Here is a 26,149-nt window from a genome sequence, read left to right as displayed (position 1 = left end):
AACCACGCCGCGAACGGGACAGGAGGAACCGCCCATGACGACCAAGTTTCACAAATCCCTGCTGGCCGCCATCGCCGCCGGGTGCATCGCCGTGCCGGTTCAGATCATGGCCCATGGCGATGTCGCGCCGCAGCCGATGAACACCGATGCGCTGCCCGAGGTGGGCGAGGAATGGCTGACCGAAAACCCCTATCGGGCCGAGGCGGCGGGCGAAGATGTCTGGCTCGCCGCCGTCAAGATCGGGGATTCGGGCTATAACCAGAACTGCGCGCGCTGCCATGGGCTTGGCGCCGTGTCGGGCGGCCTGGCCCCCGATCTGCGCTTCCTCGAGGCCGAGGAATATGGCGATGAATGGTATGCGGAACGGTTCCGCGACGGCTATACGCAGGACGGAACCACCAAGATGCCCGCCTTTGGCGAGGTTCTGGGCCAGAAGGCCGCCTGGGCGATCCGCACCTATATCGAGACCCGCCCCGAGGATGGCGCGCTGGATGCCAGCGCCGACCGGCTGCGCGAAATCCGCGATCAGCTGGCCGCGGGCGAGGGCGACCCGATGGCGCTGAAGGCCGAGCTGGCCGAGATCGCTGGTGCCGTCGCCACCGCATCCGGTGCGCCCAAGGCCGACAGCGCCGTGTCGCGCGCCGCTGCCGCGCTGACCGATGATCCGGCATCCGGGAAACATGCCGCCGAATTGCTGACGATCGGGCTTTCCGCATCGAACTGAGGGATGTGATGGGATCAGGTTTTCCGATTGCGGGCGCGGCCCTGCTGGTCTTTCTGGCCGGGGCCGCGCCCGGTTTTGCATCCTGCGCCGGCGTGGCGCCCGATCAGCGCCAGCAGAACAGCTTTCCGCAGGATATCGGCCGCACGCTGGACCGGATCACCGACGAGGGCTGGATCGAGATCGCGGTCTATGAAGATTTCCCGCCCTGGTCCTATCTGGCCAATGGCCAGCCGGCCGGGATCGATGTCGATCTGGCGCGGCTGATCGGCGGCGATCTGGGCGTCGAGACCCGGATCCGCATGGTCCAGGCGGGCGAGACGCTGGACCAGGACCTGCTGAACTATGTCTACAAGGGCGCGGCGGTGGGCGGGCATGTGTCGAACCTGTTCCTGCATGCACCCTATGACGTGGATTATGCCTGCCGTTTCGATCAGGTCGTCTTCACCGGCATCTATGCCGAGGAACATCTGGCGATCGCCTATGCACGCGCCGAATACCCCGAAAAGCCGCCTGTTCCGGCCTTTTTCCGTTACGACACGGTGGGGGTCGAAAACGATTCCATCTCGGATTTCTTCCTGACCGGGCTGGTCGGGGCGGCGGGCGACAAGGTGCATCGCTATCCCAATGTCGCGCAGGCGATGGCGGCCCTGGTGGCGGGGGACGTGATGGCGGTGATGGGCCCGCGCGCCCAGCTGGAAGCCGGCGCGACGGACGCCATCGGCATCCATGAGCCGCCCTTTCTGGGGCTGGAACGGTCGAAATGGACGCTGGGGCTGGCCCTGTCGACCCAGCACCGGCCGCTGGGCTATGCGGTGGATGACATCATCGGCGCGGCCATTGCCGACGGGCGGATGGAACGGATCTTTGCCGATCATGGCGTGACCTATCTGCCGGCGGTGCGCTGAAACGGGGGCAGGCCGGGGGCGGGGCGCGTCAGAGCGTCGTCAGGTTGCCATCGAAATCGACCAGCCGCACCGGGCCGGTGTCCAGCCGCCGGGCGGCGGCGGCGATGGCCGGGCGATCCATCAGCACAAAGGCCGTCGATGCCGCATCGGCCAGCGCGGCTGTTCCTGCCTCGACCGACACCGTGGACCAGCGCGGGCGCTGGCCTGCCGGGCCGATGATATGGCTCTGCCCGCCCGGAAAGACCAGCGCGCCGGGCGATGATGTCGCGATGGCCCGCCCCGCGCGCAGCGTCAGCCGCCCCAGAACCCCGGCGTCGGGATCGGCCAGTTCCAGCGCGAAATCGCCGCCAATGGCGCGGGTTTCGCCCAGATCGACCAGAATATCGCCAAGGCCGCGGTCCGCCAGCAGCGCGGCGGCGCGGTCGGTCGCGATCCCCTGGGCGATGCCGTTCAGCGTCACGGCCTGACCCTGCGCCAGCCGCAGGTCGCGCCCGTCGCGCACCAGCCCGCCAAGCGGCGTCAGGGGCCCGGGCGCCGCGCCACCGGCCAGCGCCTGCCACAGGACCTGGACCCCGGGGTCAAAGACGCCGCCGGTCGCGCCATGCACCCGCCGGGCCAGCGTCACGGCATCCAGCAGATCATCCGACGCGGTGACGCGGCCGTTGCGGTTCAGGCGCGTCACCTCGGAATCGCGGAACAGCGAAAACACCGCCTCGATGCGCCCGATCATGGCGCGCAGATCGGCCAGCACCCTGTCCGGCGCGGCGCCGCCCCGGATCACGATGCGCGCATCCGCGCCCAGCGCCTGGCCGCGCCATTCGGCCGCCGCCGCCTTCGCCGCCACCGTCGCCGCCGCCGGGCCGGCGACCAGCGCCCCGGCGGTGATCGTCAGAAAGCGCCTGCGCCCGATCATGCCGCCATCCTCCGGCCGCGCGCCTTCAGGATCAAGGGCACGCACTGGCCCGGGTCGTCATGGATCTTGACGCAGTCAAGGCACTGGAAACATTCGGAATAGCGGATTTCGCCCTTGGGCGCGATGGCGTCATATTTGCAGCGCACGCGGCACAGCTGGCAGGGGCTGCCGCAGGCCGCGCGGCGCGGGATCCAGCGGCGCAGGCGCAGCACCCCGCCGATCCGCATCAGGGCGCCAAGCGGGCAGATCGACCGGCAGAACCCCTTGAACCAGACCATCGACACCGCCAGCCAGCCGCCCGCCCACAGCACATAGGGCCAGGGGCGGTCGAAATGCATGGTGATGGCGGTCTTGAACGGCTCGATCTCGGCCACGGTTTCGGCGTGGTCGGGGGCGATAAAGGCGACCGCGATCAGACCGGCCAGCGCCACCGGCCCGGTCCACAGCAAGGCGCGGCCGAGGCTGCGCGGCGGTTCCCATTCCGGCAGCCCCAGCCGCCGCCCGGCGTGATGGGCGAATTCCTGCATCGCCCCAAAGGGGCACAGCCAGCCGCAGAACAGCCCGCGCCCCCACAGGACGAAACCAATGATCGCCGCCGCCCAGACCATCAGCGAGAACGGATCATAGAGCAGCACCGCCAGCCCGCCGCCCTGCGTCACCCCGCGGATCACCGCAAGCGGCGTGACGATCGACAATTGCCCCTGACCCCAGAACCCGACAAAGCCGATCACGGCCGCCAGGATTGTCAGCCGGATGGCGGTGAAACGCCGCTGCCGCGCCAGCCAGCTTTGCCGCATCAGCGCGGCGCCCAGCCCCAGCAGCCCCGCCGCCAGCAGGATCAGGTCCAGCCGCCGGTTGCGCAGCGCATCGACCCAGGGCGCGGTCTGCACCGGCGCGGCGGCCGCCAGAAAGAAGCGTTCCGGCAGGCCCATGGCCAGATCGAAATCGCGGATGCCGGTTTCGGGTTGGAACATGCCATGTTCGCGCTGCGCATGCAGCACCAGCGACCAGTCGCGGCTCGGGTCAAAGCCCAGTCGCCGGTCCAGCCGCACCACCATGATCGTCGCATCCTGCAACGCATCAGGCAGGTCCGGGTGCAGCTCGGCCAGGATATCGGCATCGCGCAGTGCCAGCGGCAGCCCGTCCTGCACCGCGCCGATCCGGTCGGGGGCGGTATTGCGGATGAAATCGGGGCCGACCAGCCCGTGCCGCCCGGCCTCGATCAGCAGGATCATCTCATCATCCGGGGCCAGCGTGGTCAGCCGCCGGACCTCGGCCAGGGTGGCGGGGGCAAGGACGGCGGCGGCAATCGCCGGCGGGCCGATATCGACGGCGAACAGGTCCAGATAGGCGCCGTCCGGGTCGGCCGCGGCATCCGGGTCGTCATCGGCCCATTGCGTGCCGGCAAAGGCGGCATCGGCATCGGCATTGCTGACCAGCAGGTGCCGCGCCAGCCCCTGCGCCAGCATCGCATTCCAGTCCAGCGCTTCGGCGTGATCGGGATCGGGGCGCGGCGGGGGGCCGGCGCTGATCCCCTTCATCTTTTCGCGCGCCACGGCTAGGGCGGAGGCGAGGATCGATTCATGCGCGATCCGGACGCTGGCCGTGGCCTTGGTGACGCCGTCGAGGTAGACCAGATCGCCCCCCGCCTGATCGCCATAGGGGCTGCCGACGACCAGCGCCTGATTGATCGAATGGCCGCGATATTGCGACAGGAACTGGCGCAGCGGTGCCTCGCCCAGACCGGACACGAAGATCGGCTCGTTATGGGCCAGCAGCCGCACGTCGATGAACGTGCCCTCAAGATCCAGCAGCACCAGCATGTTGATCGGCTGTCCGGAAAAGCCGGGCAGGGGCGCCAGCGGGCCGGTTTCAAACACATAGCCCGCATCGCCGCCGCCCGAATTCGTCAGCCCCCAGACGCCCTTGTCGTTCAACGGCTCGCCCAGCGCATAGGGCGCCGCGATCATGTCGCCAAGCGCCGCGCGCGTCAGCGGTTCGGCGTGCAGGGGGGCGGCCCAGAACAGGATCAGCAACATCAGCCAGCGCATGGGGGCAGACTAGCGCCGCCGCGCCGCTCATAAATGCGACCAAAGTCGACCGCGTGCCGGTCGGGGCGCGGTCCGGCGGCCGCGACCGCTAGCCCCGCATCAGCATCGCGCGAAAGCCGGACCAAGGGCCAAAAGCCCGTGGCCAGAAAGGGTTGCGCGCGCGCGGGAAGGCGTGAATGCTGTGCATAGGGATGGTGTTGTCGTGAACGAGTCGCAGTCAGATTTCTGGATTCTACCGCCCGGCAGGGTTGATGCCGAACCGGGGCAGGGCGCGCGCCCGGTTTCCGGCCCCCTGCCGATGGTGGCGGCTGCGCCGCAGACCCGGATCGCGGTGACGCGGATCGACGCTGTCACCCCGCTCGACGATTAGCTTGGCATCGACCCGAAGCGCGGCTGGCCGGCGGCGCTCGACCCGTTTTTCGCGTCGGATCGCGGGCGGCATTGCTATGTGTTGCTCGATGCGGCCGAGGGTGACGGGCTGACCGAGCTGCTGGACGGCTCCGGGCTGGACCATGTCTGTCTGTATCAAGGCGCCGCCCTGTATGAGCTGGGCGAGGTCGCGCCCTGGCTGGTGCGGCTGGAGCCCGGCAGCAGCTTTGCCCGGATGCTGCTGACGCGCGGGCGGTCGCCGGCCAGCATGTGGGGGCGGTTTGGTGGCCTGTATCTGCGGACCGATGCCGGGCTGGGCGATCTGCGGGCCCATCTGCGGCGGCGGCTGCGGGTGCAGGACGCATCGGGCAAGGCCTATTATCTGCGCTTCTGGGACAGGCGGCTGATCGCGGAACTGGCTCGGTTGCAGGGCGATTCTGCCGATATCCTGCGGGCGCTGTTCGATGGCCGCGATCTGCGCATCGACGCGCTGGCCCGCGATCTGGGCGAGGGCAATTTCGCCATCATTGCACGCCAGAATGGCGGGGATGCCGGCATGGCGGCGCCGGCAGCAGCGGCCACCGCCAGCCGCGCGGATCTGACGCTGCCGGCGGTGCTGCGCGCGGTGCGGGCATCGGCGCAGACGACCTGTGTGCAGGTGGTCACCGACGGGCTGATGCGGTCGATCCCGCGGCATCTGCGGATGCTGGATGTCCGGCGCGCCGAGGTCGAACGGCTGGTCGTGCAGGTCGCGGCCGATGCGCGCGGCTTTGGCGTCACTGGGCGGGCAGCGATCGGCAAGCTGGCCGCCGCATCGGCCTTTCTGGGCTATCGGATGCTGTAAGATCCGCGGCTGGCACGGCTTTGCGCGCCCTGGCTGCCGGTGCGCACGCCGCTGTCGGATCTCGCGTCGGTCACTCGGATGATCGAGGGTATCGCCGAATGGCGTAACAAGCAGGGGCTGGTGAGAACGGCGGTGCGAAATTAGTCCACGGAAGCGGCGGCTTGGTGCTGCTGCGGGCGGTGTAAAAGTCGTCCACCTTTTCCCTTTCTGTAGTTGCAGGGAGGGCGGGAGGATCTACAGCGTGGAGCTATATCTGAAGGTGCGTCAGGCCTGCGCGGCGGGCATGAGCCAGCGTCAGGCGGCGAAGGAATTCAACATCTCCCGCGATACTGTTGCGAAGATGATGACCTTTTCGGTGCCGCCGGGCTACCGGCGCACGGCCGAGGTCAGGCGGCCGAAGCTTGAGCCGTTCATTCCGATCATCGACGCGTGGCTTGAGGCGGATCGCCATATGCCGCGCAAACAGCGGCACACGGCAAAGCGGGTATTCGACCGGCTCCGCGAGGAATGCGGGTTCACCGGCGGTTACACGATCATCAAGGATTACATTCGGGAGCGGGAGAAGCGTCGGCAGGAAGTATTTGTGCCGCTGGCGCATCCGCCGGGTCATGCGCAGGCCGATTTTGGCGAGGCGCAGGTCAGGATTGGTGGTATTGAGCAGAAAGCTCATTTCTTCGTTCTGGACTTGCCGCATAGCGATGCCTGCTATGTCAGGGCCTATCCGGCGGCGGTGGCCGAAGCCTGGGTCGACGGCCATATCCATGCCTTTACCTTCTTCGGCGCGGTTCCGCAGTCGATCGTCTATGATAATGACCGATGCCTGGTGGCAAAGATCCTGCCGGACGGCACCCGCAAACGGGCGGAACTGTTCAGCGGGTTCCTGTCGCACTACCTGATCCAGGATCGCTACGGCCGTCCGGGCAAGGGCAATGACAAGGGGAAGGTCGAGGGGTTGGTCGGCTATTCCCGACGCAACTTCATGGTGCCGATGCCCGAGTTTGCAACCTGGGAGGCATTCAACCTCTGGCTGGAGGAGCAATGCGAGCGTCGCCAGCTCGATGTTCTGCGCGGCGAAAGCGATACCATCGGCGCGCGGTTGCAACACGATCTGGCAGCGATGCGCCCATTCCCGGCCGCGCCTTTCGAGGCCTGTGATCAGGACAATGGGCGGGTCTCGTCCCAATCTCTGGTGCGCTACAAGACTAATGACTATTCGGTGCCGGTCGCCTTCGGACATCAGGATGTCTGGATCCGGGCCTATGTCGACACGGTGGTCATCGGTTGCCGTGGGGAAGTGATCGCCCGCCATCCCCGGTGCTGGGATCGTGACGAGATCGTCTTCGACCCGATCCATTACCTGCCGCTGCTGGAACAGAAGATCAATGCGCTTGAGCAGGCAGCGCCGCTTCAGGGCTGGGAGCTTCCCGAAGAGTTCGCGACACTGCGCCGGCTGATGGAGGCCCGCATGAACCGGCATGGCCGCCGCGAATACGTCCAGGTTTTGCGGCTGCTGGAAACCTTCGATCTGGCCGATCTCCAGGTTGCCGTGAAGCAGGCGCTCCACATGGGTGCAATCGGCTTCGACGCTGTGAAGCATCTCCTGTTGTGCCGGGTAGAACGCCGACCGCCCAGGCTGGACCTGGACTGCTATCCCTATCTGCCCGAGGCAACGGTCGAGAAGACCGAGGCGCGTTCCTACATGCAGCTGCTGGCGGGAGATATGGCATGAGCGACGCTCCGGAAATCCTGCTCGCCCATCATCTCAAGGCACTCAAGCTGCCCACGTTCCTGCGCGAGCATCAGAAGCTGGCTGTCGCGTTGCCCTTAAATGTGAAATAGAGAATCCAATAAAATCAATGCCCTTCTTTTGCCATTAAATGAGATATTTTGCCCTAAACTGCGATATCGTTGCCCATAATTATGAAACAGAGTTCCAGAGGACTGTGTGAGATAAACGCATAGGATTCATGCTATTAGTTCAGTCGTCTCATATTTATGGGCAAGTTTTGGAAACAAAAGGGCCGCAAAAGCGTCCTGTCTCGTTGTTAAGGGCAACGCGACAACTGGGATGGGCTGCAAACCTTCCTGACCAATGGACGCGTGGAAATCGACTCCAACAGGGTCGAGAACCTGATCCGCCCCATCGCCCTCAATCGCAAGAACGCGCTCTTCGCCGGCCATGACGAAGGCGGCGTCGCCTGGGGTCGCATCGCGTCGCTGATCGGAACCTGCAAGATAAACGGCGTCGAGCCCTTCGCCTACCTCAAGGCCACCCTCACGGCGATCGTCAACGGCCACCCGCAAAGCGACATCGACGACCTGCTGCCGTGGAACTTCGAGCCGCCAAACTGAACAGCCGGTGGTCCGCAGCGAACGCTTACGGCGGTCCGGGCAGGGTCCCGATAGCGACCGTTGATGAGGTGTTGTTTTTCGGCCCGGTAATCCTCCCTGTTTTTAACGGGGCACAGAAGTAGACCTCAGGCAGCCATTTTCAGCTTCTGGGCGGGTGCCTTTCGGACGGCAAAGCGGGGAGGGCGTAGAGCGATCCGCCCTGCGACCCACAGCCCCGCCAGCGGCCTGCCCATCACCGGCAACCGCCCGATCCAGTTCGGCACCGCAATCAGCACAAAGCCCGCGATGACCGCGCCGAGATAGCCGAACAGGAACTCATGCGCATGCCAGCTGAACGAGTCAAACCCGATGGGCACCGGCTGTCGGCACATCATCATCGGAATCTACATCAGCATCGCGCCAATGGCCCAGAGGGCCGCCAGCAGGAAGAATGGCCGGAACCCGTAGCTGAAGAGCGCGGCTCCGGTGTAGCTGCGCATCTTTTCCGCGGTTCCCGCCATTCTGCGCTCCTCCTCAGCCAAGTTGCGCCGCAGCCGGGCCAAAATGTTCGTAGTGGATACGGTCATCCGGAACATTGGCCGCGCGCAGACCACGGATCATCGCATCCATGAAACTCGTCGGGCCACAGATGAAGTAATCGGCAACCGCCGTGTCGCTGATCCGGGCCAGCCATTCGGGCTGGATGCGACCGGATTGAACGATGCCCTCTGCCGCCGTTTCCGGGGCTTCATAGAAGACGTGGTTTTCCTGTGCCAAGGTCAGATGGCGGTCACGCATGGCATGGTGCCTGGCGTCGCGGGTGGCATGGACATGGATCATCCGCAGATCACCGCCGCCACAGGTTTCCAGCATCGAAATCATCGGGGTCATGCCGACGCCGCCGGAGAGTAGCACGACCTCGCGCTTGCCCGCCGGATCAAGGAAGAACTCGCCCGCCGGGACGGCGACGTCGATGGTGCTGCCCGGTTCGACCGAGTCATGCAGCCAGTTGGAAATTCGACCGCCCTTTTCGCGTTTGACGGTGATGCGATAGTCACGCCCGTTCGGAGCGGAGGAAATCGAATAGTTGCGGCGGAATTCTTCACCCTCAGCCGGGGTAAAGCGGAAGCTCAGATACTGGCCAGGGCGGTGACGCAGCACCGGACCACCATCGACAGGTTTCAACAGGAAGGAGGTGATCTCATGCGTCTCCGGCGTCTTCGCAGCCACACGGAACTGCCGCCAGCCGCGCCACCCACCATCCGCCTGTTCAGATTGCGTGTAGATCTGCTCCTCTCGTTCGATCAGCATATCGGCAAGGAACCAATAGGCCTCTCCCCAGGCGGCAAGGATTTCCGGCGTGGCGGCCTCTCCCAGCACTTCGGAAACCGCGCCCAGAAGGGCGGTGGCAACATGCGGGTAGTGTTCGGGCAGGATCTGCAGGCCTGCGTGTTTCTGCGCGATCCGCTCCAGCGCGCTAGCCAGCACGGCGGGATTGCGGATATGGGTCGCGTAGGCCACCAGAGCGCCTGCCAGCGCCTTGTGCTGCGGCGAGTCGCCACCTTGGTGCGACATGTTGAAGAGCGCGCGGATCTCGGGATCGGCCAGCAGGCGGCGGTACATGCAGGGTACGATCTGGTCCACATGGGCGGCAACGACCGGCGCTGTGGCCTCAATAACGGACAGGGTTTCTTCGGAAAGCGGCTTGTGCATGATGTCCTCCTGCGCGGCTTTGATGTTTCCTTTGATCGCGTGATAATATCAACTTCAAAAAGATTCCAACAAAAGGTATCTTAAACCGCTGCGACATTCCGTCTCAGCCCGATGACCGACAGGAGAAGGCCGATGCGGCTGAACGATAGCACCGACATGGCCCTGCGCGTGATGATCTTTGCCACCGCCCAAGGCGACCGGATTTTTACCATTGATCAGCTCGTCGCCACCTACCGGCTGCCACGGAGCACGATGATGAAGGTGGTGAATGCGCTGACGCGCGGCGAATTCCTCATTGCGCAGCGCGGCCGCTCAGGCGGGCTGCATCTGGCCCGCCCGGCGGATCAGATCAGCGTCGGTGCGGTGGTCCGCCATCTGGAGACGGACTTCGGGCTGGTAGAGTGCATGCGGACGGGAAATCAGTGCATCATCACCTGCCAGTGCCGCCTGATCGCGCCTTTGAAACGGGCGATGGAGGCGTTTCTGGGGGTGCTGGATGATTGTTCGGTTGCCGACATCGCGCTGACCCCGGCGGATTTCCCGATTATCGGTAACGCCACCGTCAGCCGGCTTGGCGCCACGCAGTGAGCACCGTTCCGACATTGACTGAACGGAGTTTGTGGCAGATGACCATTGCGCCGCCGCGCGGGCAAAATTTTCGACCGGCGGTTGCGGGCGAAAGACTGGGATGGATCAGTCGCTGGCGATGGCGGAGCCAGACCGCAACATGATGGTCAGCAACAGCGATGCGTTTTCCTGTGCGAACAGAGAATGGGAAACACCACCGGCGAGGTAAAGCCAGTCCCCCGGCATCATCACGCGGGTTTCCCCGTCAAAGCGGAATTCTACCCTTCCTTCCAAGCATTGGAGCGTGATGCTTCCATCGACCTTGTGTTCCTTCAACTCTTTGCCGGCTGACAGAAACAGGCGCATCGCTTCGAATTCCGTGGTCTTGACCAGTGCATATGGCCGGGCCTGGGCAGCCGCATCGCCCAAGGGTCGCAGACTGACGATCTCACCTGAAGTCGCATGCGGTATGGCCACGGCCTTGCTCCATATCTGCCCCGTCGATGACAATCTTGATGCAGAGCGGCGAATTGACAAGAGGGTTCTGTACGCGGCGGAGTGTATGCCTCCGGGGAGGGCCGCCTGAGCACGGGATTGGATTTCAGCTAAGAGCCTGAAGCTATGGCAGACCATAGCATCATGTCCCAGGTAGAGGTTCTCTCGGTCACGGATACAGGCCGGCGGCGTCGTTGGACGGACGCAGAGAAGGTGCGGATCGTGGAGGAGAGCTACGCCGCGCCCCGTATGGCTGCGGCGACGGCTCGGCGGCACGATATATCCCGCTCGCTTCTAACGCGATGGCGGCGGGAGGCGCGAGAGGGTCTGCTGATTGGCGATGGAGATCGCACGCATTTTTCGCCGGTTGCCGTGACACCGGGCCGCGCATCCGGGCCGGCAACCACCGATGTGCAGGGGCCGGCGGAAGACGCGGGACATGATCGGGTCGAGATCATCCTGGCGAACGGGCGCCGGCTTGTGGCCGCCGTCGGAACCGAGGCCTCTATCCTTGCGCGGCTTATCCAGGTGGTGGAGCGGGCATGATCGCCTTCCCGGCGGGGGTGCGCGTCTGGATCTCTGGCGGGGTCACCGACATGCGCCGCGGGATGAACACCCTGGCACTACAGGTTCAGGAGGGACTGGGGCGCGATCCCCACGCCGGCGAGATCTTCTGTTTCCGTGGACGCAAGGGCGACCTGGTCAAGCTGCTCTGGCACGATGGTGTGGGCATGTCGCTCTATACCAAGCGGTTGGAAGCGGGCAAATTCATCTGGCCCGTCAGCCGCAGCGGCGAAGCGGTGCAGGTCTCCGCGGCCCAGCTCGGCTATCTTCTGGAAGGGATCGATTGGCGCAACCCGCGCTGGACGCAACGCCCTGCAAAGGCCGGATAAATCAGCCTCACAGACTGTCGCGTAGCCCTTTATTGGGCTCTGCCTCAATCTGTGTGGCGGAGGGGCAGCATTCTTGCCCTCAACAGTTCTGGCCCGGCTCGGCCGTACATGGCGCGTTTGAGGGTCTTCAGACGATTAATCTGACCTTCTGCTTGGCCGTTGCTCCAGGGCATCTCGATAGCGTTTTTTACCGCATCGAAATCCCGGTTCAATGTGCGTGCGAAGCGCACGATGGGCGCCAGGTCGGTTTCGATCGCGTCGTCGATCCATGCAGGGAGCGGGTCTGCCTCGCGGCCACGCAGGATACCGTTGAACCGCATGACGAGGCAGCGCATCGTTGCGAAGGCGGGAGAGCCAGCCTTGATCGCGTCGATTTTCCGCGCCTGATCCGGGGTGAGTTTTCTGCGGGGTTTGATACACAGCGCTGCCGCGATGACCGGGGAGATCGCGTGCCCCGTTTCCGGGTCCCGGACCGGTTCCAGGATCTGGTGCTCCAAGGCAGGGCCCTTCGCTTGCTTTTCGGCTCTGCGCCACCCCGCCAGCAGCCGCTGCAAATGCGTCGGGCTCCCCTCGTAGCCACGCTCTCGGATCAGACGGAACAGGGCGCTTCCAGTTCGAATTCCGCCCTTCCAGCTTTGGCTCAGGAACTCTTCAAAGTACCACGGCGAAGTCGGCTTCAAAGCTGCCCGCCTGCGGTCCGGCGGCGTCTCGAACTGCAGCCATTTCGCGATGCTGCGACGAGGGAACCCTGTTCGCCGCCCAATCTCGCTGCAGGTAAGCCCCTGATTTCGAAGCGCATGGATGGTGGTGAAAATCTCTTCCCGAGACGTCCTGTGCGCAAGGCGGGACTTCAGAAGGCTTCCCTCTGCGGTGATATTGTCGGCGTCGGACAGCAGCGCCCTGCCGGTCGCACGGCCGTGAAGGTTCATCTGCTCCTCGATAGCCTGCCGCAGGTTCTGCACGATATGAAACCGGTCGGCGACCTGTTCCGCTTGCGGCGCGCCTTGCCGGGCAGCCTGGGCGTAGAGACCGCAGCGATCTCTGCTGATCACTTCCACCTCGGGATGTCGTTTCAGCCAGTCGGTGCAGGTGACCACATCACGATCTTCGAGAACATCGATGACCGCGCGACGCTCCAGATCGACGATGATCGTGCCGTAGGTCTGCGACTTCCGCCAGCTCCAGTCGTCGATCCCGATGACGGTCGGCGGCTCGGCAGTGTCTTGAGCACGGTTCTTCAGCTGCCTAAGCACCGTGTCATCACTGACCCCAAGGCCCAAGCGGTGCAAGAGCCGCTCGGCAGGCCGCCCGCCGGTCGCGTGCCCAAGATGGCTGACAATTTCCCCGACACGCGAAGTGCGCCGCGCAAAAGGACGCGCAATCGAGCCGATCTGGTCCGAGAAAGTCCGGCGCGGGCAGGCGGGTGCCAAACATCGCCAACGGCAAACCCAGAGGGTTACCGTAACCCCGTCACCATGGGCGGGATAATCCTGCAGCCGCCTACGCCGCCAGCCGTGACGACGTCGCGATTGCAATCCACAGTCTGGGCAGATGCCGTTTGGTGTCAGACTGCCGGATACAGTCCACCCGCCGGAATCGCGCCGCTCAACGCTTTGAACGGAAACATCGCTCCCGGGCGACCAGTGCTTCCTTGAAATCATCACTATCCCTCCTGAATCTTCCCGTTCTCAGGATAGTGCGCCACACAGATTGAGGCAGAGCCGATTTAAGGGCAACGCGACACCCGTGGAACAAGCTCGACTACAATGTGAGCAAGGGCGGCTTCGTCACGGATATCCGTGAAGAAGAAATCAGCGGCGCGCCCGCTCGGAGCGAAAGATGGGATGAGGATCGAGAATGGGAGGAGCGGATGCACAGCCATTACGGTATCGCTCCATACTGGCTCTGATTCATTCACAAAACGGCCGCCCGGACCTTTGTGGGCCGGGCGGCAATCTAAAGTCAAGATTGAGAACCGTTAGCTGTCGAAAATCGCAAGGCCGATGGCTGAGAGGAAGAGTTTTGGGCGGCGGTCAAAGCGGCTCGAGAGGCAAATTCTAATCCCTGAGACGCCCGAGCGTGATCGCGATCCGGTTGCAGCGCTTGTACCGGCGCTCGTCATTCTTAAGTATAGTCACCCTTGGTCCATCTGGACGTTGGTTTCGGGAGTCGCTGGAAGATGGACCAATGCGCTGTGGTGACGCCCGAAATTCTTGTGTTCTCTCCATTCCTCGCTCAGGATCACCGTTGCTTGACGGCAGATCGTTGACTTTCCGCACAAGGCTCTGTTCTTGAGCACGCACGCGATGGGGCGACAGGCTTGATCCACCCCCTATGTCGTACGCGATTGTCCTGGGCCAAGATCGTTGTATCTTTGCTCGCGGACAAGCGCCAGTAGCTGTTCTTCTGGGGAAGGCGAAAAAGGGAGCATCACACCCAGGGACTGCCTAGTAGAGTCCATTCTTCAGATAACCGGAAGCGTCGAAACAGTCGATCGGCACAACCAAGGAAACCCGTCATACGGCTGACCGACGGCATGTACGCAAAGCGCCGCGCAGAGCTCGCGCCTGAAGTGGTTCGGCAATCCGGGGTGCGGGTTCGAAACCCATCCGTTCCATTGCCTCCCCTTCGGCAGGACTGGGCGGGTTCATCACGGACGCCAAGATAAGCGCGATCAGGGCTCGAGTGTTTCCCTCGGCTTTGCGGAGCACCGAGAGGGCAGGGAGGAGACATTTCTCGATTGCGGTGAAATCGGTTCCGAGGGGGAAACCGGGAAGAATGGATCCCCGGTACGGGGCGAGCCAGCTGGCGATCGCTTGCGGAGTGTTGGTCCGCTGCGCAGGGGGAACCTTGTAGCTGGGGGAGATCTTGCCAGCATTCCGGGCCTCTTTCAATAGAGCGTCCTGAAACCGGCTGTCGGCGATCGCGATGAGGCGTCTGATCACCTCTTCGTCGTTCTCCCCGCGCAGGTGCGCCGCGCCGTATTCCGTCACCACGATGTCGCGCATGTGGCGGGGCACGGTGGTGACGGGAAGCTGCCAGACGAGGTTGGACGTAACCTTGCCCTTGCTGTAGCGGGTGGCTGGCAGGGTCAGGATGGCGCGGCCGTCTTCGAGGGCGAAAGCCTGCTCGACGAAGTTGAACTGCCCGCCCACGCCGCTGACCATCTGGCCGGGCTTTGCCGCATCGGACATCGCGTCCCCCAGCAGGCTGACCTGCATGCAGCCGTTGACGAAGCGCGCATGGCACCGCGCCGCGCGCTTCGCCGCCTCGTCGCCGTAGAGTGCATTGGTGAAGCTGACCGGCATCATCGCGATCTTCGCCCGCTGCCCGGGCGGCATCGCGCGCAAACGTTCGTACATGTCGCGCGCATCCACGAAGAACCCGGCGTGGATGGCGGCTCCCGCCACCTCGCGGCGGATGACTCCCTGCTCGAAAAGCGCAAGCATCCCGCCGACGAGCATTTCGGTGACGCCGTAGAGTCCGATGTCGAAGGGGGCGGTTTCCTCGCCGGTCAGCGGCATCGGGGCATCGGACCAGAGCGGGTCGAGCGCACCGCGATCCCGGGCGAGCAGCGCGTTCGCGACCGCATCGCCAATGGCGCCTATCCCGATCTGAAGCGTGCCGCCATCGGGCACCAGCCGCGCGACATGCAGGCCGATGGCGTGCTGGATGTCGGAAACAGGACGGCGCGGCAACGAGAACAGCTCGAACGGCTCGGCGGGATCGAGCAGCATCTGCACCGCCTCCTGCTTGAGTTCGGCAGGCCCCTGCATGAAGGGCAGCGCCTTGTTCACCTCGCCCACGGCGACGAAGTCCATCTCGCCTTTGCGGCGCAATTCGAAGAGGTCGGAGGAGATGTCGGTGTTGCACGACAGGCTGAAGCGATCGCCGTCCCGCGCGAGCAGTTGCGCCAGCACGTTGGGCCGCTGCGCGATCAGCACGTCGCGGGCGTGCGTGTAATTGGCCGAGATGTAGTGTCGTTGGGCATAGGCGTTGTCGACCCAGTTGCCAGCTTGGAAGAAGAACTCGGACACCTCAATGTTGTCGGGCAGCCCGCCAGCCTTTATCATCTCAGCATAGTGCAGAGCGGGGTAGCGTCCGAAGAGCCTGTCGACGGCCGGGTCGAGAAAGCGCCGCTCAATATCGGAGCCGGGTGCCGGACGCTGCAGGGTCAGCGCAGTGAAAATCGAGAGCTTCAGTCTGGGATCTATGACGGCGGCGCGGCTCAGCGCGTTGACGAGCGTGACGGGTTTGCCGAGGCCGAGGGGCAGGGCGAGGCGGATTTCTCCGCCAACATTTTCGTAGAGGGCGCGGGCCATCGCGTCGGCATCGGAGAAGCGCTGCAATTGCTCAGCCAAGGGTGGACCATCCCTCATTCGGAGCGAAGCGCGCGCCATGAGCCTGCTCCAACGCCTTCAGACGGATGACGATCTCTTCGACACCACGGCTCTTCGCGTAGTGCATAGGTCCGCCGCGGAAGGGCGCGAAGCCCGTGCCGAAGATCATCGCGCGATCTACCTGATCTGCGCATTCGGCCACGCCCTCGTGGAGAACCTCCACGCAAGCGTTCAGCATTGGCAGGATCAGTCGGTCCGTGAGATCGTCGGGAGCGTCGTCGAGGCTGGCACGGGGATAGGGCGTGCCATCGGACCAGTCGTAGAAACCCTGGCCGGACTTCTTGCCCAACTTCCCAGCTTCGACGTTCTCGCGCAGCCTGTCGGAGATCTCGGCCATGGGTTTCTCAAGGCTGTTGCGCAGCGACTCCGCCACGTGCAGTGCGATATCGAGCCCGACCTGATCGGCCAGCGTCACCGGCCCCATCGGCATTCCGAAGCGCATTGCAGCGGTGTCAATCACTTCCTTGGGGACCCCCTCATCCATCAGCACCATCGCTTCCATCAGATACGGGGTGAGCGCGCGATTAACGACAAAGCCGGGGTAATCGGCCACGCGAGCGGGCAATTTTCCGATTGCCTGGCAGAACTTTGCCAAGCGGCGTGAGGTAACTTCGTCGGTGGCACTACCGTGAACAACCTCGACGAGATCGACCTTTGAGACCGGGTTGAAGAAATGAAGCCCGGCGAACCGCGCCTTGTCAGGTGCTTTCGCCGCGAGATGATCGACTGAGAGGCTAGAGGTATTGCTGGCAAGGATCGCGCCAGGCTTCAACTCCAGTCCATTATAGATCTTTTTCTTGACTTCCAGATCTTCCGGCGCGGCTTCGATCACGAGGTCAGCGGAGCCCGCACCATAGCACCTCGGGTCAGGCATCAGCCGGTCTAGTGCATCTCGGGTCTCTATGCGGGTCAGGTGCTTGTCTTCACAGATTTCCGCAGCCAGCTTCAGGGCCTTCCCAAGTGGCTCGGTCTCGACCTCGCTCAGCGTCACCCGCTTGCCCTTTATCGCGGCCATCACAGCGATCTCTGCTCCCATCGCGCCCGCGCCGATTACGTGGATATGGGTAATACCGTCTCCGCCATCTCCCGCATCCTTCAGACTCTGTCGCAAGAAGAACACGCGGCGGAGGTTCTTCGAAGTCTCGCTGTCCAGCAGCCTCGCGAAGGACGCGATCTCGCCCTTCTGCATCTCAGCCCGGTCCTCGCCGTGCTCTTCCCACAGGTCGATCAGTGCATGGGGTGCCGGATAATGAACCTTGGGCGCCTTCTTCTCGATTTCGCTGCGCATCTGGCGAACAGCAAAGCTGCGCACCCGCTCGATATTAAGTGCCCGTGCTTTGAGTCCCGGCGATTGCGGCCTGATCTCCCCCCTCGCGGCGGTCCGAACCGCTGCGGCGACATGGCGCTCCTCCACCACCGCATCGGCGATGCATAGATCCCTGGCCTTCCCGGTGTGCACCGTCTTTCCGGTGAGCATCAGTCTCATCGCTTCGCTCGGATCGATCAGGGCGGTAAGGCGGAAGGTGCCGCCGAGACCCGGGTGAAGGCCGAGTCGAACCTCGGGAAAGCCGAAGGATGCGCCGGGCGTGATTAAGCGGGTGTCGCAGGCCAGCGCCAGCTCGAAGCCCGCGCCGAGGGCGGTGCCATGCACCACGCAGATCGTCGGGCACCTGAGCGCCTCGATCCGGTCGAGCACGTCATGGCCCTGGCTTAAAATCTCCGTCGCTCCTCCATTGGACATGGCGTCAAAGCTGCCTATATCGGCGCCCGCAGCAAACCCGCCGGGCTTGGCCGAGCGGATCACCAGGCCCCTTGGTAGATCGGCTTCGGCGGCGGCGATATGGCTATCCAGCTCGCGAAACACAGCTTCCGAGATCGTGTTTGTCCGGCTGTCGGCCTTGTCCAGTGCTAACCAGAGGATGCCATCCTGGTCGCGCCCTACGCGCCAGCTACCCTCACGGCCCCCTGCACCGCCCAATTCCAGCTTCACCTCACCAAGATATTCAAGCACATGTCCGGTCATTACACTGCCTCCAGCAGCATCGCGCCGCCGAGCCCTCCACCGATGCACTCGGTCGCGATGCCGAGCCGTCCACCGCGCGCCTTCATCGCCTTGGCGAGGTGCAGCACGATTCGGTTGCCACTGGCACCCACCGGGTGGCCGAGGGAAATAGCCCCTCCATCGACGTTCAGGCTGTCGCGGTCGATCTGGCCGAAGGCGGTTTCATAGCCCAGCACCTCACGGCAGAAGTCGTCGTCCGCCCATGCGGCGAGGCAAGCGAGTACCTGCGCGGCGAAGGCCTCATTCAGTTCCCAGAGGTCAATGTCCACTACCCCGAGGCCGTGGCGTTGAGCGATGGGCGTGGCCGAGAGCACCGGTCCAAGACCCATAATAGAAGGATCGAGCCCGGACCACTCGCTGTCCTTGATCTCAGCCAGAGGGGTCAACCCGTGGGCCTCCACCGCCCTTTCGGAGGCGAGGATGCACCAGCTCGCGCCATCGGTGATCTGGCTCGAGTTGCCCGCCGTCACCTTACCATGAGGCTGTTCGAACACCGGGTTCAGCTTGGCGAGGCCAGTCATGTCACTGTCCGGGCGCACGCCGTCATCGTGGTCGTAGACGGTGCCGTCGCGGTCGATGGCGGGCATCACCTCATCGGCCAGCCGTCCGTCGGTCTAGGCGGCCGCCAGCCGGTGATGGCTTTGCATGGCATAAGTGTCGGCGGTTTCGCGGGAGATGCCGAAGCGGTGGGCCAAAATCTCTGCTGTCTGGCCCATGTTCAGCTCGGTGATCGGGTCGGTCAGGCCGCGTTCTAGGCCGATAACGGGCTTGAAGAACTCGGGCCGGATGCCCGCCATCGCCTTGGCCTGATCGAGAGGACCCCTTGCGGTGTTCATCCTGCCGAACCACTCGACGGCGGACTGGCGAAGCACGAGGGGCGAATGGCTCAGCGCCTCGGCGCCGCCAGCAAGGATCATCTGGTGGGAGCCATTGCGGATATAGCGGTAAGCGGTGTCAATACTCTGCATACCCGAGCCGCAATTGATCTGCATGGTGAAGGCCACGATCTGCTCGCCGAGGCCCAATCGCAGGGAAGCGACGCGGGCGGGGTTCATCTCATCGGCGATAACATTGACACAGCCCAAGATTACCAGGTCGAACGCGGTGCGATCGAAGGGCTGGCGAGCCAGCAGAGGGCGACCGCATTGCACCGCCAGGTCGACGGGAGTGAAGGGGCCCGGCCCGCTGCGGGCCTTGAGGAAGGGCGTGCGCGCGCCATCGACGATAAAGACGCGCTGGGTGGTATGTCCGCTCATTCCGCAGCCTCCCGTGGGGCGGGGCCGCGATTTGGCGTTCGAACCGGGTACAGCTCGGCCAGCGCTCCAGGCGTGAAGTCATCGACCGCGACCACCTCATTCACCAGCGCCTGCATCGCCTCAATCTCGGCCAACTCGGGCTCGCTGAGGATGCCCGCCTCGACCGCCTCCCATGGCGGCATCCTCGCATCGCGCAGGCGTTTCATTACCGGGGCCAACTCGACGACCTTGGCGTAGCACTGGTTGAGCACTTGTACGCCGTCGCGGTTGCAACCCTCGAAGACGCGACCGGTGATCCGGTTCCGGGCCTCGGAGGGCTCATAGATCAGCGCGCTCACTGCCTCGGTCAGGCGGTCGTCAGCGCCGCGGCGGGTGGTGCCGGGCAGGGTGAAAAAGCGCAGCACCCATGTGACCCAACGGGCAGGCAGGTTGGCGATCACCTCGTCCAGCGCGGTCTGGATGCGTTTGAATCCCTCGGCGGCGGCAAAGCGCAGCACCGGCAGGTCGGTCTGCTGGCGGCCCTCATCTTCCCACCGCTTGAGTGCGGCTGAGAGGATGTACATTTCCGACAGGATGTCGCCCATCCGGCCCGAGATCATCTCCTTGCGCTTGAGCCCGCCGCCCAGGGTGAGGAAAGCGAAATCGGCGGTAAGCGCATAAGCCGCCGACCAGCGCGACAGCTCGCGGTAGATCGGCACGGCCGCCCCGGCATCCGGAGCAGGCGCAAATCGACCACCGGTCAGTGCGCGGCTCCAGGCGCGGAACATCGTTTTGGTCGTGTGGCCGACATGGGCCCAGAAGCTCTTGTCAAACGCGTTTAGCGATGTCTCCGGGTCGTCCTCCTGGAGGGCCATCATGTTGTCGAGCATGTGCGGATGGGCGCGGATCGAGCCCTGTCCAAAGATGATCAGCGAGCGGGTGACGATATTGGCGCCTTCCACGGTAATGCCGATTGGCACGGCGCGGTAGAGCGGCTGAAGGTAGTTCGAAGGGCCGTCAATGACCGCCTTGCCGGAGTGCACATCCATCGCATGGTTGAGCGCATCGCGCATCCTGTAGGTGGCATGAGCCTTTATGATCGCCGAGATCACCGACAGCGCGCGTCCCTCGTCCAGTCCGGCGCAGGTGAGGTGGCGCGCGGCATCCATGGCGTAGGCGTCCGAGGCGAGTTGCGCCATGGGGGTCTGGATGCCGCCGAACTTGCCGATCGGCAGGTTGAACTGTTCGCGTATGCGCGCGTAGGCTCCGGTGGTGTGGGCCGAGAGCGCGATGGCCGCGCAGCCCATCGAGGGCAGAGAGATGCCGCGTCCGGCGGCTAGTGCCGACATTAGCATCATCCAGCCGCGCCCGGCATATTCCGGCCCGCCGATGATATTCTCGAGCGGGATGAAAACATCGGTGCCTGTGGTCGGCCCGTTCATGAACATTGTCGAGGAGGGCAGGTGGCGGTTGCCGGTCTCGACGCCCTCGAGGTTGGTGGGAACCAACGCGCAGGTAATGCCGATGTCTTCGATATCGCCGAGCAGCCCGGCTGGGTCGCGTAGCTTGAAGGCGAGGCCAAGAACAGTGGAGACCGGAGCGAGCGTAATATATCGCTTGGCCCAGTTGAGGCGAATGCCCAACACCTCTTCACCGTCCCAACTTCCCTTGCAGATCACGCCCTCGTCGACCATCGCTGAGGCGTCCGAGCCGGCCTCGGCACTGGTCAGCCCGAAGGCGGGTAACTCGCGCCCATCGGCCAGTCGGGGCAGCCAGTAGCTCTTCTGATCGTCGGTGCCGAACTGGTGGATCAGTTCGCCGGGGCCGAGCGAGTTGGGCACCATCACGGTGACGGCGGCCGCCACCGAGCGGGTGGAGATGTAGCGGATGATCTCGGAATGGGCGAAGGCAGAAAAGCCAAGGCCGCCATGCGACTTGGGAATGATCATGCCGAAGAACTTGTGCCGGCGAAGGAAACTCCAGACCTCGGCGGGCAGGTCGGCGGCCACGTGGTTAATCTGCCAGTCGTCGATCATGTGGCAGAGTTCGCGGCAGGGCCCGTCGAGAAAGCCCTGCTCCTCTGCACTGAGCTGCGGTGCCTTGACGGCGAGGAGTTTCGACCAGTCCGGGTTGCCCGAAAACAGTTCGGCCTCCCACCAGACTTCACCGGCCGTCAATGCTTCGCTTTCGGTCTGGGAAAGGGCGGGCAGTGCCCCCTTGGCCCAACCGTGAATCGGCTTGGTCAAAATCCGAGCGCGCAGTCCTGTCATAGGAGCCCCTCCACTGATCGAACGTCAGTCGACCGGATGGGGTTCCGACGGGCAGGATGACAAGCAAAGCTGTCAAGACCAACCCGTCAAGGGCAAGAGGATCTGGCCCTTCCTGGCCGGTTCAGATGCCGTGCTACGAGACCGCAACCAGCAAAGGGCGATGGCGAGGTGCGCCAGCGAAACCAGCACCAGCAAGCGGTCGCGAGTGAGCAGGCTCACGGCGAAGATCGCGATTCCGTCTCGCCGGCAGATCTTAGTAAAGCTCTCCTCGCCGCTAAGCCCTTCAGGCACGATCCTGATCTTCCGAATGGTGCTTCCGTTTGCGCCGGCGGATGAACTTCACAATCAACTTTGCCGTCGGCTGCACTGTTCCGGCTTGGCGTCTCACGCGCATTCGCCATCGGTAGGAGAGGGGATGGACGATATCGGTGGTTCATCCGGCAGTCCAAGGAGCAGGTAAGGAAGTGGAGCAGCGCGTGCTCCTCGATTACCACCCGAAGCAGGATTCGAGCACGGGCGGCACGTGAGAAAGGCCTCCAGGGACGGAGGTTCGGCCCGCTCCGAATGCCGATGAGGTCGAAGGTTTGGGGGCTTCTCGAACACCTGTCTTTCAAGCGGTCCTCATGCGGCGGAACGTTCGTCCGAGCCAGCAAGCAGCAGACGCAAGATGTCAGATCGGGTCAGGATCCCTACAAGTCGCCCCTTCTGTGTCACGGGAACGACTTCGCTTCCCTGCGCCGCCAACCTGTTGAGGAGCACACCAACGGGCATACTGTCGGTCACCGTATTGTCGGCGGATCGCATCACGTCTGATACAGTGCGACTCTGAGATCTCTGCAGCCAGGCCGCCGAACGGTCGTGTGTGGCAACGGCTCGGAGAAGATCTGCCTGGAGCAAAAGACCTTGTAACCTCATATCTTCATCTACGACCGGGAGACTCTTGATGGCCTGGCTGCAGAACAGACGCGCCGCCTTCGGGAGCGGCGTGCCAGGCCGGACCGTAATCAGATCGGTGGTCATGATGTCGCCGCACGTCGTGCCGTCAAAGCGATGCTGGGCCGCTTCTGCTTCGGCCGCGGCCAGCAACCGGCCGAGGTCTGCCACACCAAGGTTGGTCGACTGGTTGAATCGGTCGAGCAGTTCGCTGAGTTGCTCGGTCGTCAGACCCAGACGTGGCGCAGGACCGCGGGTCTGGTCCGTTTCGGGCTGGCGGAACGGATACACCCGCCCGGTTAACCTGTTGTAGACGATGGCGACAAGGACCAGCACGGCTGTGGTCAGTCCAACAGGCATCAAGGCAAAAAGCGGTCCTACCTCCAGGACCGCACCCGGATCGAGGGCGGTGAGCAATGCCACGGCTCCTCCCGGCGGGTGGAGCGCCCGGACAAACATCATGGCGGTGATCGCCGCGCCGACTGCGACGCCGACCGACCACGGGGCGGGAACGATCTGGAGCACGAAGATAGCGACGAGTGTTGCCGTCACATTGCCGACGACAGCCGACCATGGTTGGGCGAGGGGCGAGTTAGGAACGCAGAAGACAAGCACTGCCGTCGCCCCAAGTGGTGCTATCAGATAGAATGACGATGCCCCCAGTCTGGCGCCCAAGCTCACGATCAGCGCGCACAGGCTGATCCCAAGCAGTGCACCGACGCCGGCACGCAACTGCTCAAGGCCGTGGGAGGCCGGCAGCGCTGGAGAGAGATGATACCATGCCCGCATATGAGAGGCCTCCTTATCTGCATAAAGGGCGAGCAGATTCGTATGCCTATGCCTCAAATGTCATCGGAATGTGAATGGCCATGTCCGATGAAAAGGAAGCTGGTCCTGTTTCTTCCTGATTGCCGGAACGGAACTCCTGCGAAGAAACCAAGATCGAAACGCGTGATTGCTCGGTGTGTCCCGCCTGCCATCGGCCGTCGTGCCTTTTGGCGAACGATGCCCGAGGCCGGATCCTGCGGCTTGTGGACGGTGGGCACCAGAGAGCCTGGCGCGCGTGATCTCTCCGGGCCACTAACGCAGATGTCCGAGTTGAGAATGACTGCAATCTTCAGCCAAGGCACCGCACTCCCAAATAACTGCCAAGACTAGGATCCCTTCGATGGCGGCGCCGATGATCTTGAAGCACTGGAGTGCCGGCACGGCGAGCCAACGCCGTTGCACCTCTATGCAGCAGAATACGTTATCGAAAAGGCGAGTACGGACAGACACGAGCCGGTTCTCGAAAACGTCAGCTAGACGTGCGGACCTGACATAGGTCTCGCCGATGTCGCGGCGCGCGGTCGGGGGGCGCAAGTTCCGGTTTGGAGAATGGCGCTAGCAGTCCTGAGGCCTGATCGACCGGCTCTCGACCGGCCGCCGAGGCACGACTGATCTTTGTCTGCTGACGGAACAGATCGGTTCAGTTCGCCGTTTCCCGGGCATCAACTGACATTTCGGGAGGAAATGACATGAAGATGCACACGACATTGATGGCGAGTTGCGCCCTGGCGATCATAGGCTCCGGGGCCTATGCCGACTGCGCCGAGGAATTGGCCTCGCTGACCGAAGACGGCGCCGGCGCCGCCACGACTCAGGGCATCTCAAAGGACGGATCACTGGCGCCCCTCGAACAGCCCGCCGAGTCCGCAGATGCCGCGGAAACAGGCGCTGAACCCGCAGCGGATGCGAGCAATACGACCGCCAGCGGCGGGACCGCAACGTCGAGCGCTGGCGAGAGCGCGTCCGACGAGACAATGGCCACTACCGACACCAGCGGCGGCGGTTCATCTGCAACTGGCGATGGGATCTCCAAGGACGGCACGCATACTCCTCTTGAAGGAGAAGCCTCCGGAAGCGCGGAGATGAAGGCGATGTCCGGGGAGGACGCCGAGGCGCAGCAGGATGGCGAGCCAACGGCCGCGGATGAAGCTCACGCGGACTCAGGTGCGGAAAGCCCGGCGATGTCGGAATCCGCTGACGCGGCCGATGCCGCCTCGGCGGGCTCCTCGATGGAGGGCGATGCCGATCGCGAGGCCCTCATGGCTCGCGCCAATCACGCCTTGGCATCGGGCGACGAAGAAGCCTGCATGGCGGCCGTGGAGGAACTCAAAGCCATGTAAGCTGATCCGAACGGGTCAGGTAACGGCCCGATGGATCGCCGTTTCCATGCGCTGGTGGCCGGGGGAGCGCAAAGCGTTCCTCCAGCCCTCCCGGCCACGTTAGAGGGTGGGATCCTGGACGCTCTGCCGCACCTCTATCTGTGGCCGAGCTCGCGACAAAGGATGGCTTGCTCCTCAACCGACAACTGCTTTCAGCCGATGGTGACGCATGGCTTACCTTTCAAACTGATTGTAAGGTAGCTGTCTACGCTTGCCTCTGGAACGGGTTCTTGGTGCATGGGAATCTTGACCCGCATCTGTTATCTGCGGCCTTTCTCGCCCAAAACTGTCCCGGGCCAGTTTCGAGAAGCACGCTCCGCAGCGGCGGCGACACTCATTCCGTGCCCCGGCCGCGGCGCTCCAATATGACGAAGATGCGTAGCACTGCGAGAGCGAGCAACGTTGCCACGATGGCCAAACCGATGTGGCCCAGTCCGCTGGATACGCCGACAGCTCCGGCGAGCCACATGCCAGCGCCGGTAGTCAACCCCTTCACGTCACTGCCGCGCGTGAAGATCGTGCCGGCCGCAAGAAATGCGACCCCGGCGGTTACAGCCTCGATGAGGCGGATCGGATCCTTGCGGATGCTGTCGTCATCCACAATTGTAGACATCATCATGCCGAGAGTGATCAAGGCAAAAAGACATGCCGCCAATGCAATCATGATGTGGGTCCGGAGCCCGGCGTGCTTTTGTCGGGATTCGCGTTCCCAGCCGATCAACCCACCCAGCACGATCGCGCCAGAAAGGCGAAGTAGAACGATGGTCCAGCCAAGCCCCGGCAGCGGCGGTGCGGTCAGTTCTCGGATCAGTTCGTCCATCGGTGCCTCGTTTTCGATGAAAACACATCTTTCGCCCCGGAGATTTGCGCGAAAGTTGGTGACGCCTGATCAGGCGGCGGCTTGAAGTTGGCCTACGCCATCACAGAATTCAATACCTTGGAAGATCTCGGTAAGGCAGAAGCACGAATCTCTTCGTCGGCTCGCGGACCGGCGGTCGCCATTGCCTCCAGCCTACGAAAGTCCGCAGATCTGATCGGCAGCGAACCTCAGGTATTTCCCCCATATATGCAGGCTCGCATCCCGTATTACCTGCGTCGATGACCTGCTGCTGTTGGATGTCACTGAGAACTGACCCAGCATTGTCATCGAGATTTGACCCGCCTGTCAGTATGTCGGTCGGTTCATGACGGGGTCAACATTGGCGTCTCCTTCCTCTTCTTTTTCGCGGTCTCCGAG

General features: G+C 63.7%; 20 protein-coding genes and 3 pseudogenes. 11 read left to right on the top strand and 12 right to left on the bottom strand.

All coding sequences use genetic code 11. The annotated features are described in order from the left end of the window. Window positions 1-34: 34 nt before the first annotated feature. Together pedF and J7359_RS15105 are read left to right on the top strand one after the other, a co-directional pair. The gene (gene pedF, locus J7359_RS15110) at window positions 35-724 is read left to right on the top strand and encodes a cytochrome c-550 PedF (RefSeq protein WP_209057848.1); all 690 of its coding nucleotides are present in this window, start codon (window positions 35-37) and stop codon (window positions 722-724) included. An 8-nt stretch (window positions 725-732) separates the two neighbouring features. Further along, window positions 733-1,629, top strand: a complete 897-nt coding sequence (locus J7359_RS15105; protein ID WP_209057847.1) for a transporter substrate-binding domain-containing protein — start codon at window positions 733-735, stop codon at window positions 1,627-1,629. 28 nt (window positions 1,630-1,657) lie between these two features. Here the strand turns inward: J7359_RS15105 and J7359_RS15100 are convergent, their stop codons facing one another. Both J7359_RS15100 and J7359_RS15095 read right to left on the bottom strand, forming a co-directional pair. After that, window positions 1,658-2,542 carry an FAD:protein FMN transferase gene (locus J7359_RS15100; protein ID WP_247740442.1) on the bottom strand — a complete coding sequence of 295 codons (885 nt, stop codon included), beginning with the start codon at window positions 2,540-2,542 and terminating at the stop codon, window positions 1,658-1,660. Then, entirely contained in the window at window positions 2,539-4,593 is a 2,055-nt protein-coding gene (locus J7359_RS15095) for a 4Fe-4S binding protein (RefSeq protein WP_209057846.1), read from the bottom strand. Before J7359_RS15095 ends, J7359_RS15100 begins: the two co-directional genes overlap by 4 nt. A gap of 202 nt (window positions 4,594-4,795) precedes the next feature. On the opposite strand from J7359_RS15095, the gene J7359_RS15090 reads away from it, so the two are divergent. From J7359_RS15090 to J7359_RS15070, 5 genes and pseudogenes are all read left to right on the top strand, one after another. Further along, window positions 4,796-4,963, top strand: a complete 168-nt coding sequence (locus J7359_RS15090; protein WP_209057845.1) for a hypothetical protein — start codon at window positions 4,796-4,798, stop codon at window positions 4,961-4,963. Window positions 4,964-5,041: 78 nt separating this feature from the next. Then, window positions 5,042-5,806, top strand: coding sequence for a DUF4123 domain-containing protein (locus J7359_RS15085; protein ID WP_209057844.1), 765 nt, complete (start codon window positions 5,042-5,044; stop codon window positions 5,804-5,806). A 283-nt stretch (window positions 5,807-6,089) separates the two neighbouring features. Continuing rightward, window positions 6,090-7,535, top strand: a complete 1,446-nt coding sequence (istA, locus tag J7359_RS15080) for an IS21 family transposase (RefSeq protein ID WP_247740441.1) — start codon at window positions 6,090-6,092, stop codon at window positions 7,533-7,535. Further along, window positions 7,532-7,618, top strand: a pseudogene (locus tag J7359_RS15075) (ATP-binding protein); the annotation flags it as partial. The gene istA and the pseudogene J7359_RS15075, both read left to right, overlap by 4 nt. A 252-nt stretch (window positions 7,619-7,870) precedes the next feature. Then, window positions 7,871-8,158: pseudogene (locus tag J7359_RS15070) on the top strand (transposase domain-containing protein); the annotation flags it as partial. 125 nt (window positions 8,159-8,283) lie between these two features. Here the strand turns inward: J7359_RS15070 and J7359_RS15065 are convergent. Together J7359_RS15065 and hmpA are read right to left on the bottom strand one after the other, a co-directional pair. Beyond that, window positions 8,284-8,535, bottom strand: a complete 252-nt coding sequence (locus J7359_RS15065; RefSeq protein ID WP_247740440.1) for an NnrS family protein — start codon at window positions 8,533-8,535, stop codon at window positions 8,284-8,286. A 136-nt stretch (window positions 8,536-8,671) separates the two neighbouring features. Next, the gene (hmpA, locus tag J7359_RS15060; protein ID WP_209057842.1) at window positions 8,672-9,850 is read right to left on the bottom strand and encodes an NO-inducible flavohemoprotein; all 1,179 of its coding nucleotides are present in this window, start codon (window positions 9,848-9,850) and stop codon (window positions 8,672-8,674) included. A gap of 111 nt (window positions 9,851-9,961) precedes the next feature. Here hmpA and J7359_RS15055 point away from each other — a divergent pair, with 111 nt between their 5' ends. Beyond that, the gene (locus tag J7359_RS15055; RefSeq protein ID WP_348524398.1) at window positions 9,962-10,438 is read left to right on the top strand and encodes an Rrf2 family transcriptional regulator; all 477 of its coding nucleotides are present in this window, start codon (window positions 9,962-9,964) and stop codon (window positions 10,436-10,438) included. A 105-nt stretch (window positions 10,439-10,543) separates the two neighbouring features. On the opposite strand, the gene J7359_RS15050 is transcribed toward J7359_RS15055, so the two are convergent. Continuing rightward, window positions 10,544-10,894 carry a cupin domain-containing protein gene (locus tag J7359_RS15050; protein WP_209057840.1) on the bottom strand — a complete coding sequence of 117 codons (351 nt, stop codon included), beginning with the start codon at window positions 10,892-10,894 and terminating at the stop codon, window positions 10,544-10,546. A gap of 144 nt (window positions 10,895-11,038) precedes the next feature. Between J7359_RS15050 and J7359_RS15045 the strand changes: the two genes are divergently transcribed. Both J7359_RS15045 and tnpB read left to right on the top strand, forming a co-directional pair. Then, complete coding sequence (locus J7359_RS15045; RefSeq protein ID WP_209057839.1) at window positions 11,039-11,458, top strand: transposase; 420 nt, start codon at window positions 11,039-11,041, stop codon at window positions 11,456-11,458. Beyond that, window positions 11,455-11,805 carry an IS66 family insertion sequence element accessory protein TnpB gene (gene tnpB / locus J7359_RS15040; protein WP_209057838.1) on the top strand — a complete coding sequence of 117 codons (351 nt, stop codon included), beginning with the start codon at window positions 11,455-11,457 and terminating at the stop codon, window positions 11,803-11,805. The genes J7359_RS15045 and tnpB overlap by 4 nt, the downstream gene beginning before the upstream one ends. Window positions 11,806-11,849: 44 nt before the next feature. Here tnpB and J7359_RS15035 read toward each other — a convergent pair whose 3' ends face one another. The 6 genes and pseudogenes from J7359_RS15035 to J7359_RS15010 all read right to left on the bottom strand — a co-directional run bounded on the left by J7359_RS15035 (window position 11,850) and on the right by J7359_RS15010 (window position 23,494). Then, on the bottom strand, window positions 11,850-13,373 hold the full coding sequence (locus J7359_RS15035; RefSeq protein ID WP_209057981.1) for an ISL3 family transposase: 1,524 nt from the start codon (window positions 13,371-13,373) through the stop codon (window positions 11,850-11,852). Window positions 13,374-14,321: 948 nt separating this feature from the next. Next, on the bottom strand, window positions 14,322-16,166 hold the full coding sequence (locus J7359_RS15030) for an acetyl-CoA hydrolase/transferase C-terminal domain-containing protein (RefSeq protein WP_247740439.1): 1,845 nt from the start codon (window positions 16,164-16,166) through the stop codon (window positions 14,322-14,324). Beyond that, the gene (locus tag J7359_RS15025; protein WP_209057834.1) at window positions 16,159-18,228 is read right to left on the bottom strand and encodes a 3-hydroxyacyl-CoA dehydrogenase NAD-binding domain-containing protein; all 2,070 of its coding nucleotides are present in this window, start codon (window positions 18,226-18,228) and stop codon (window positions 16,159-16,161) included. Before J7359_RS15025 ends, J7359_RS15030 begins: the two co-directional genes overlap by 8 nt. Beyond that, window positions 18,228-19,523 (bottom strand): annotated as a pseudogene (locus J7359_RS15020) (acetyl-CoA C-acetyltransferase). Before J7359_RS15020 ends, J7359_RS15025 begins: the two are co-directional and overlap by 1 nt. After that, window positions 19,520-21,772, bottom strand: coding sequence for an acyl-CoA dehydrogenase (locus tag J7359_RS15015; protein ID WP_209057833.1), 2,253 nt, complete (start codon window positions 21,770-21,772; stop codon window positions 19,520-19,522). Before J7359_RS15015 ends, J7359_RS15020 begins: the two are co-directional and overlap by 4 nt. 621 nt (window positions 21,773-22,393) lie before the next feature. After that, window positions 22,394-23,494 carry an HPP family protein gene (locus J7359_RS15010; protein ID WP_209057832.1) on the bottom strand — a complete coding sequence of 367 codons (1,101 nt, stop codon included), beginning with the start codon at window positions 23,492-23,494 and terminating at the stop codon, window positions 22,394-22,396. 728 nt (window positions 23,495-24,222) lie between these two features. On the opposite strand from J7359_RS15010, the gene J7359_RS15005 reads away from it, so the two are divergent. Next, window positions 24,223-24,873 (top strand): hypothetical protein, encoded by a 651-nt coding sequence (locus tag J7359_RS15005; protein WP_209057831.1) that lies wholly within the window; start codon window positions 24,223-24,225, stop codon window positions 24,871-24,873. A gap of 373 nt (window positions 24,874-25,246) precedes the next feature. On the opposite strand, the gene J7359_RS15000 is transcribed toward J7359_RS15005, so the two are convergent. After that, a complete protein-coding gene (locus tag J7359_RS15000) occupies window positions 25,247-25,732 on the bottom strand; it encodes an MgtC/SapB family protein (protein ID WP_209057830.1) in 486 nt (161 codons plus the stop codon). Between the last annotated feature and the right edge of the window lie 417 nt (window positions 25,733-26,149).

The organism is Paracoccus sp. R12_2, from assembly GCF_017744015.1.
Lineage (GTDB): Bacteria > Pseudomonadota > Alphaproteobacteria > Rhodobacterales > Rhodobacteraceae > Paracoccus.
This window is presented reverse-complemented; position numbering and strand designations above follow the sequence as displayed.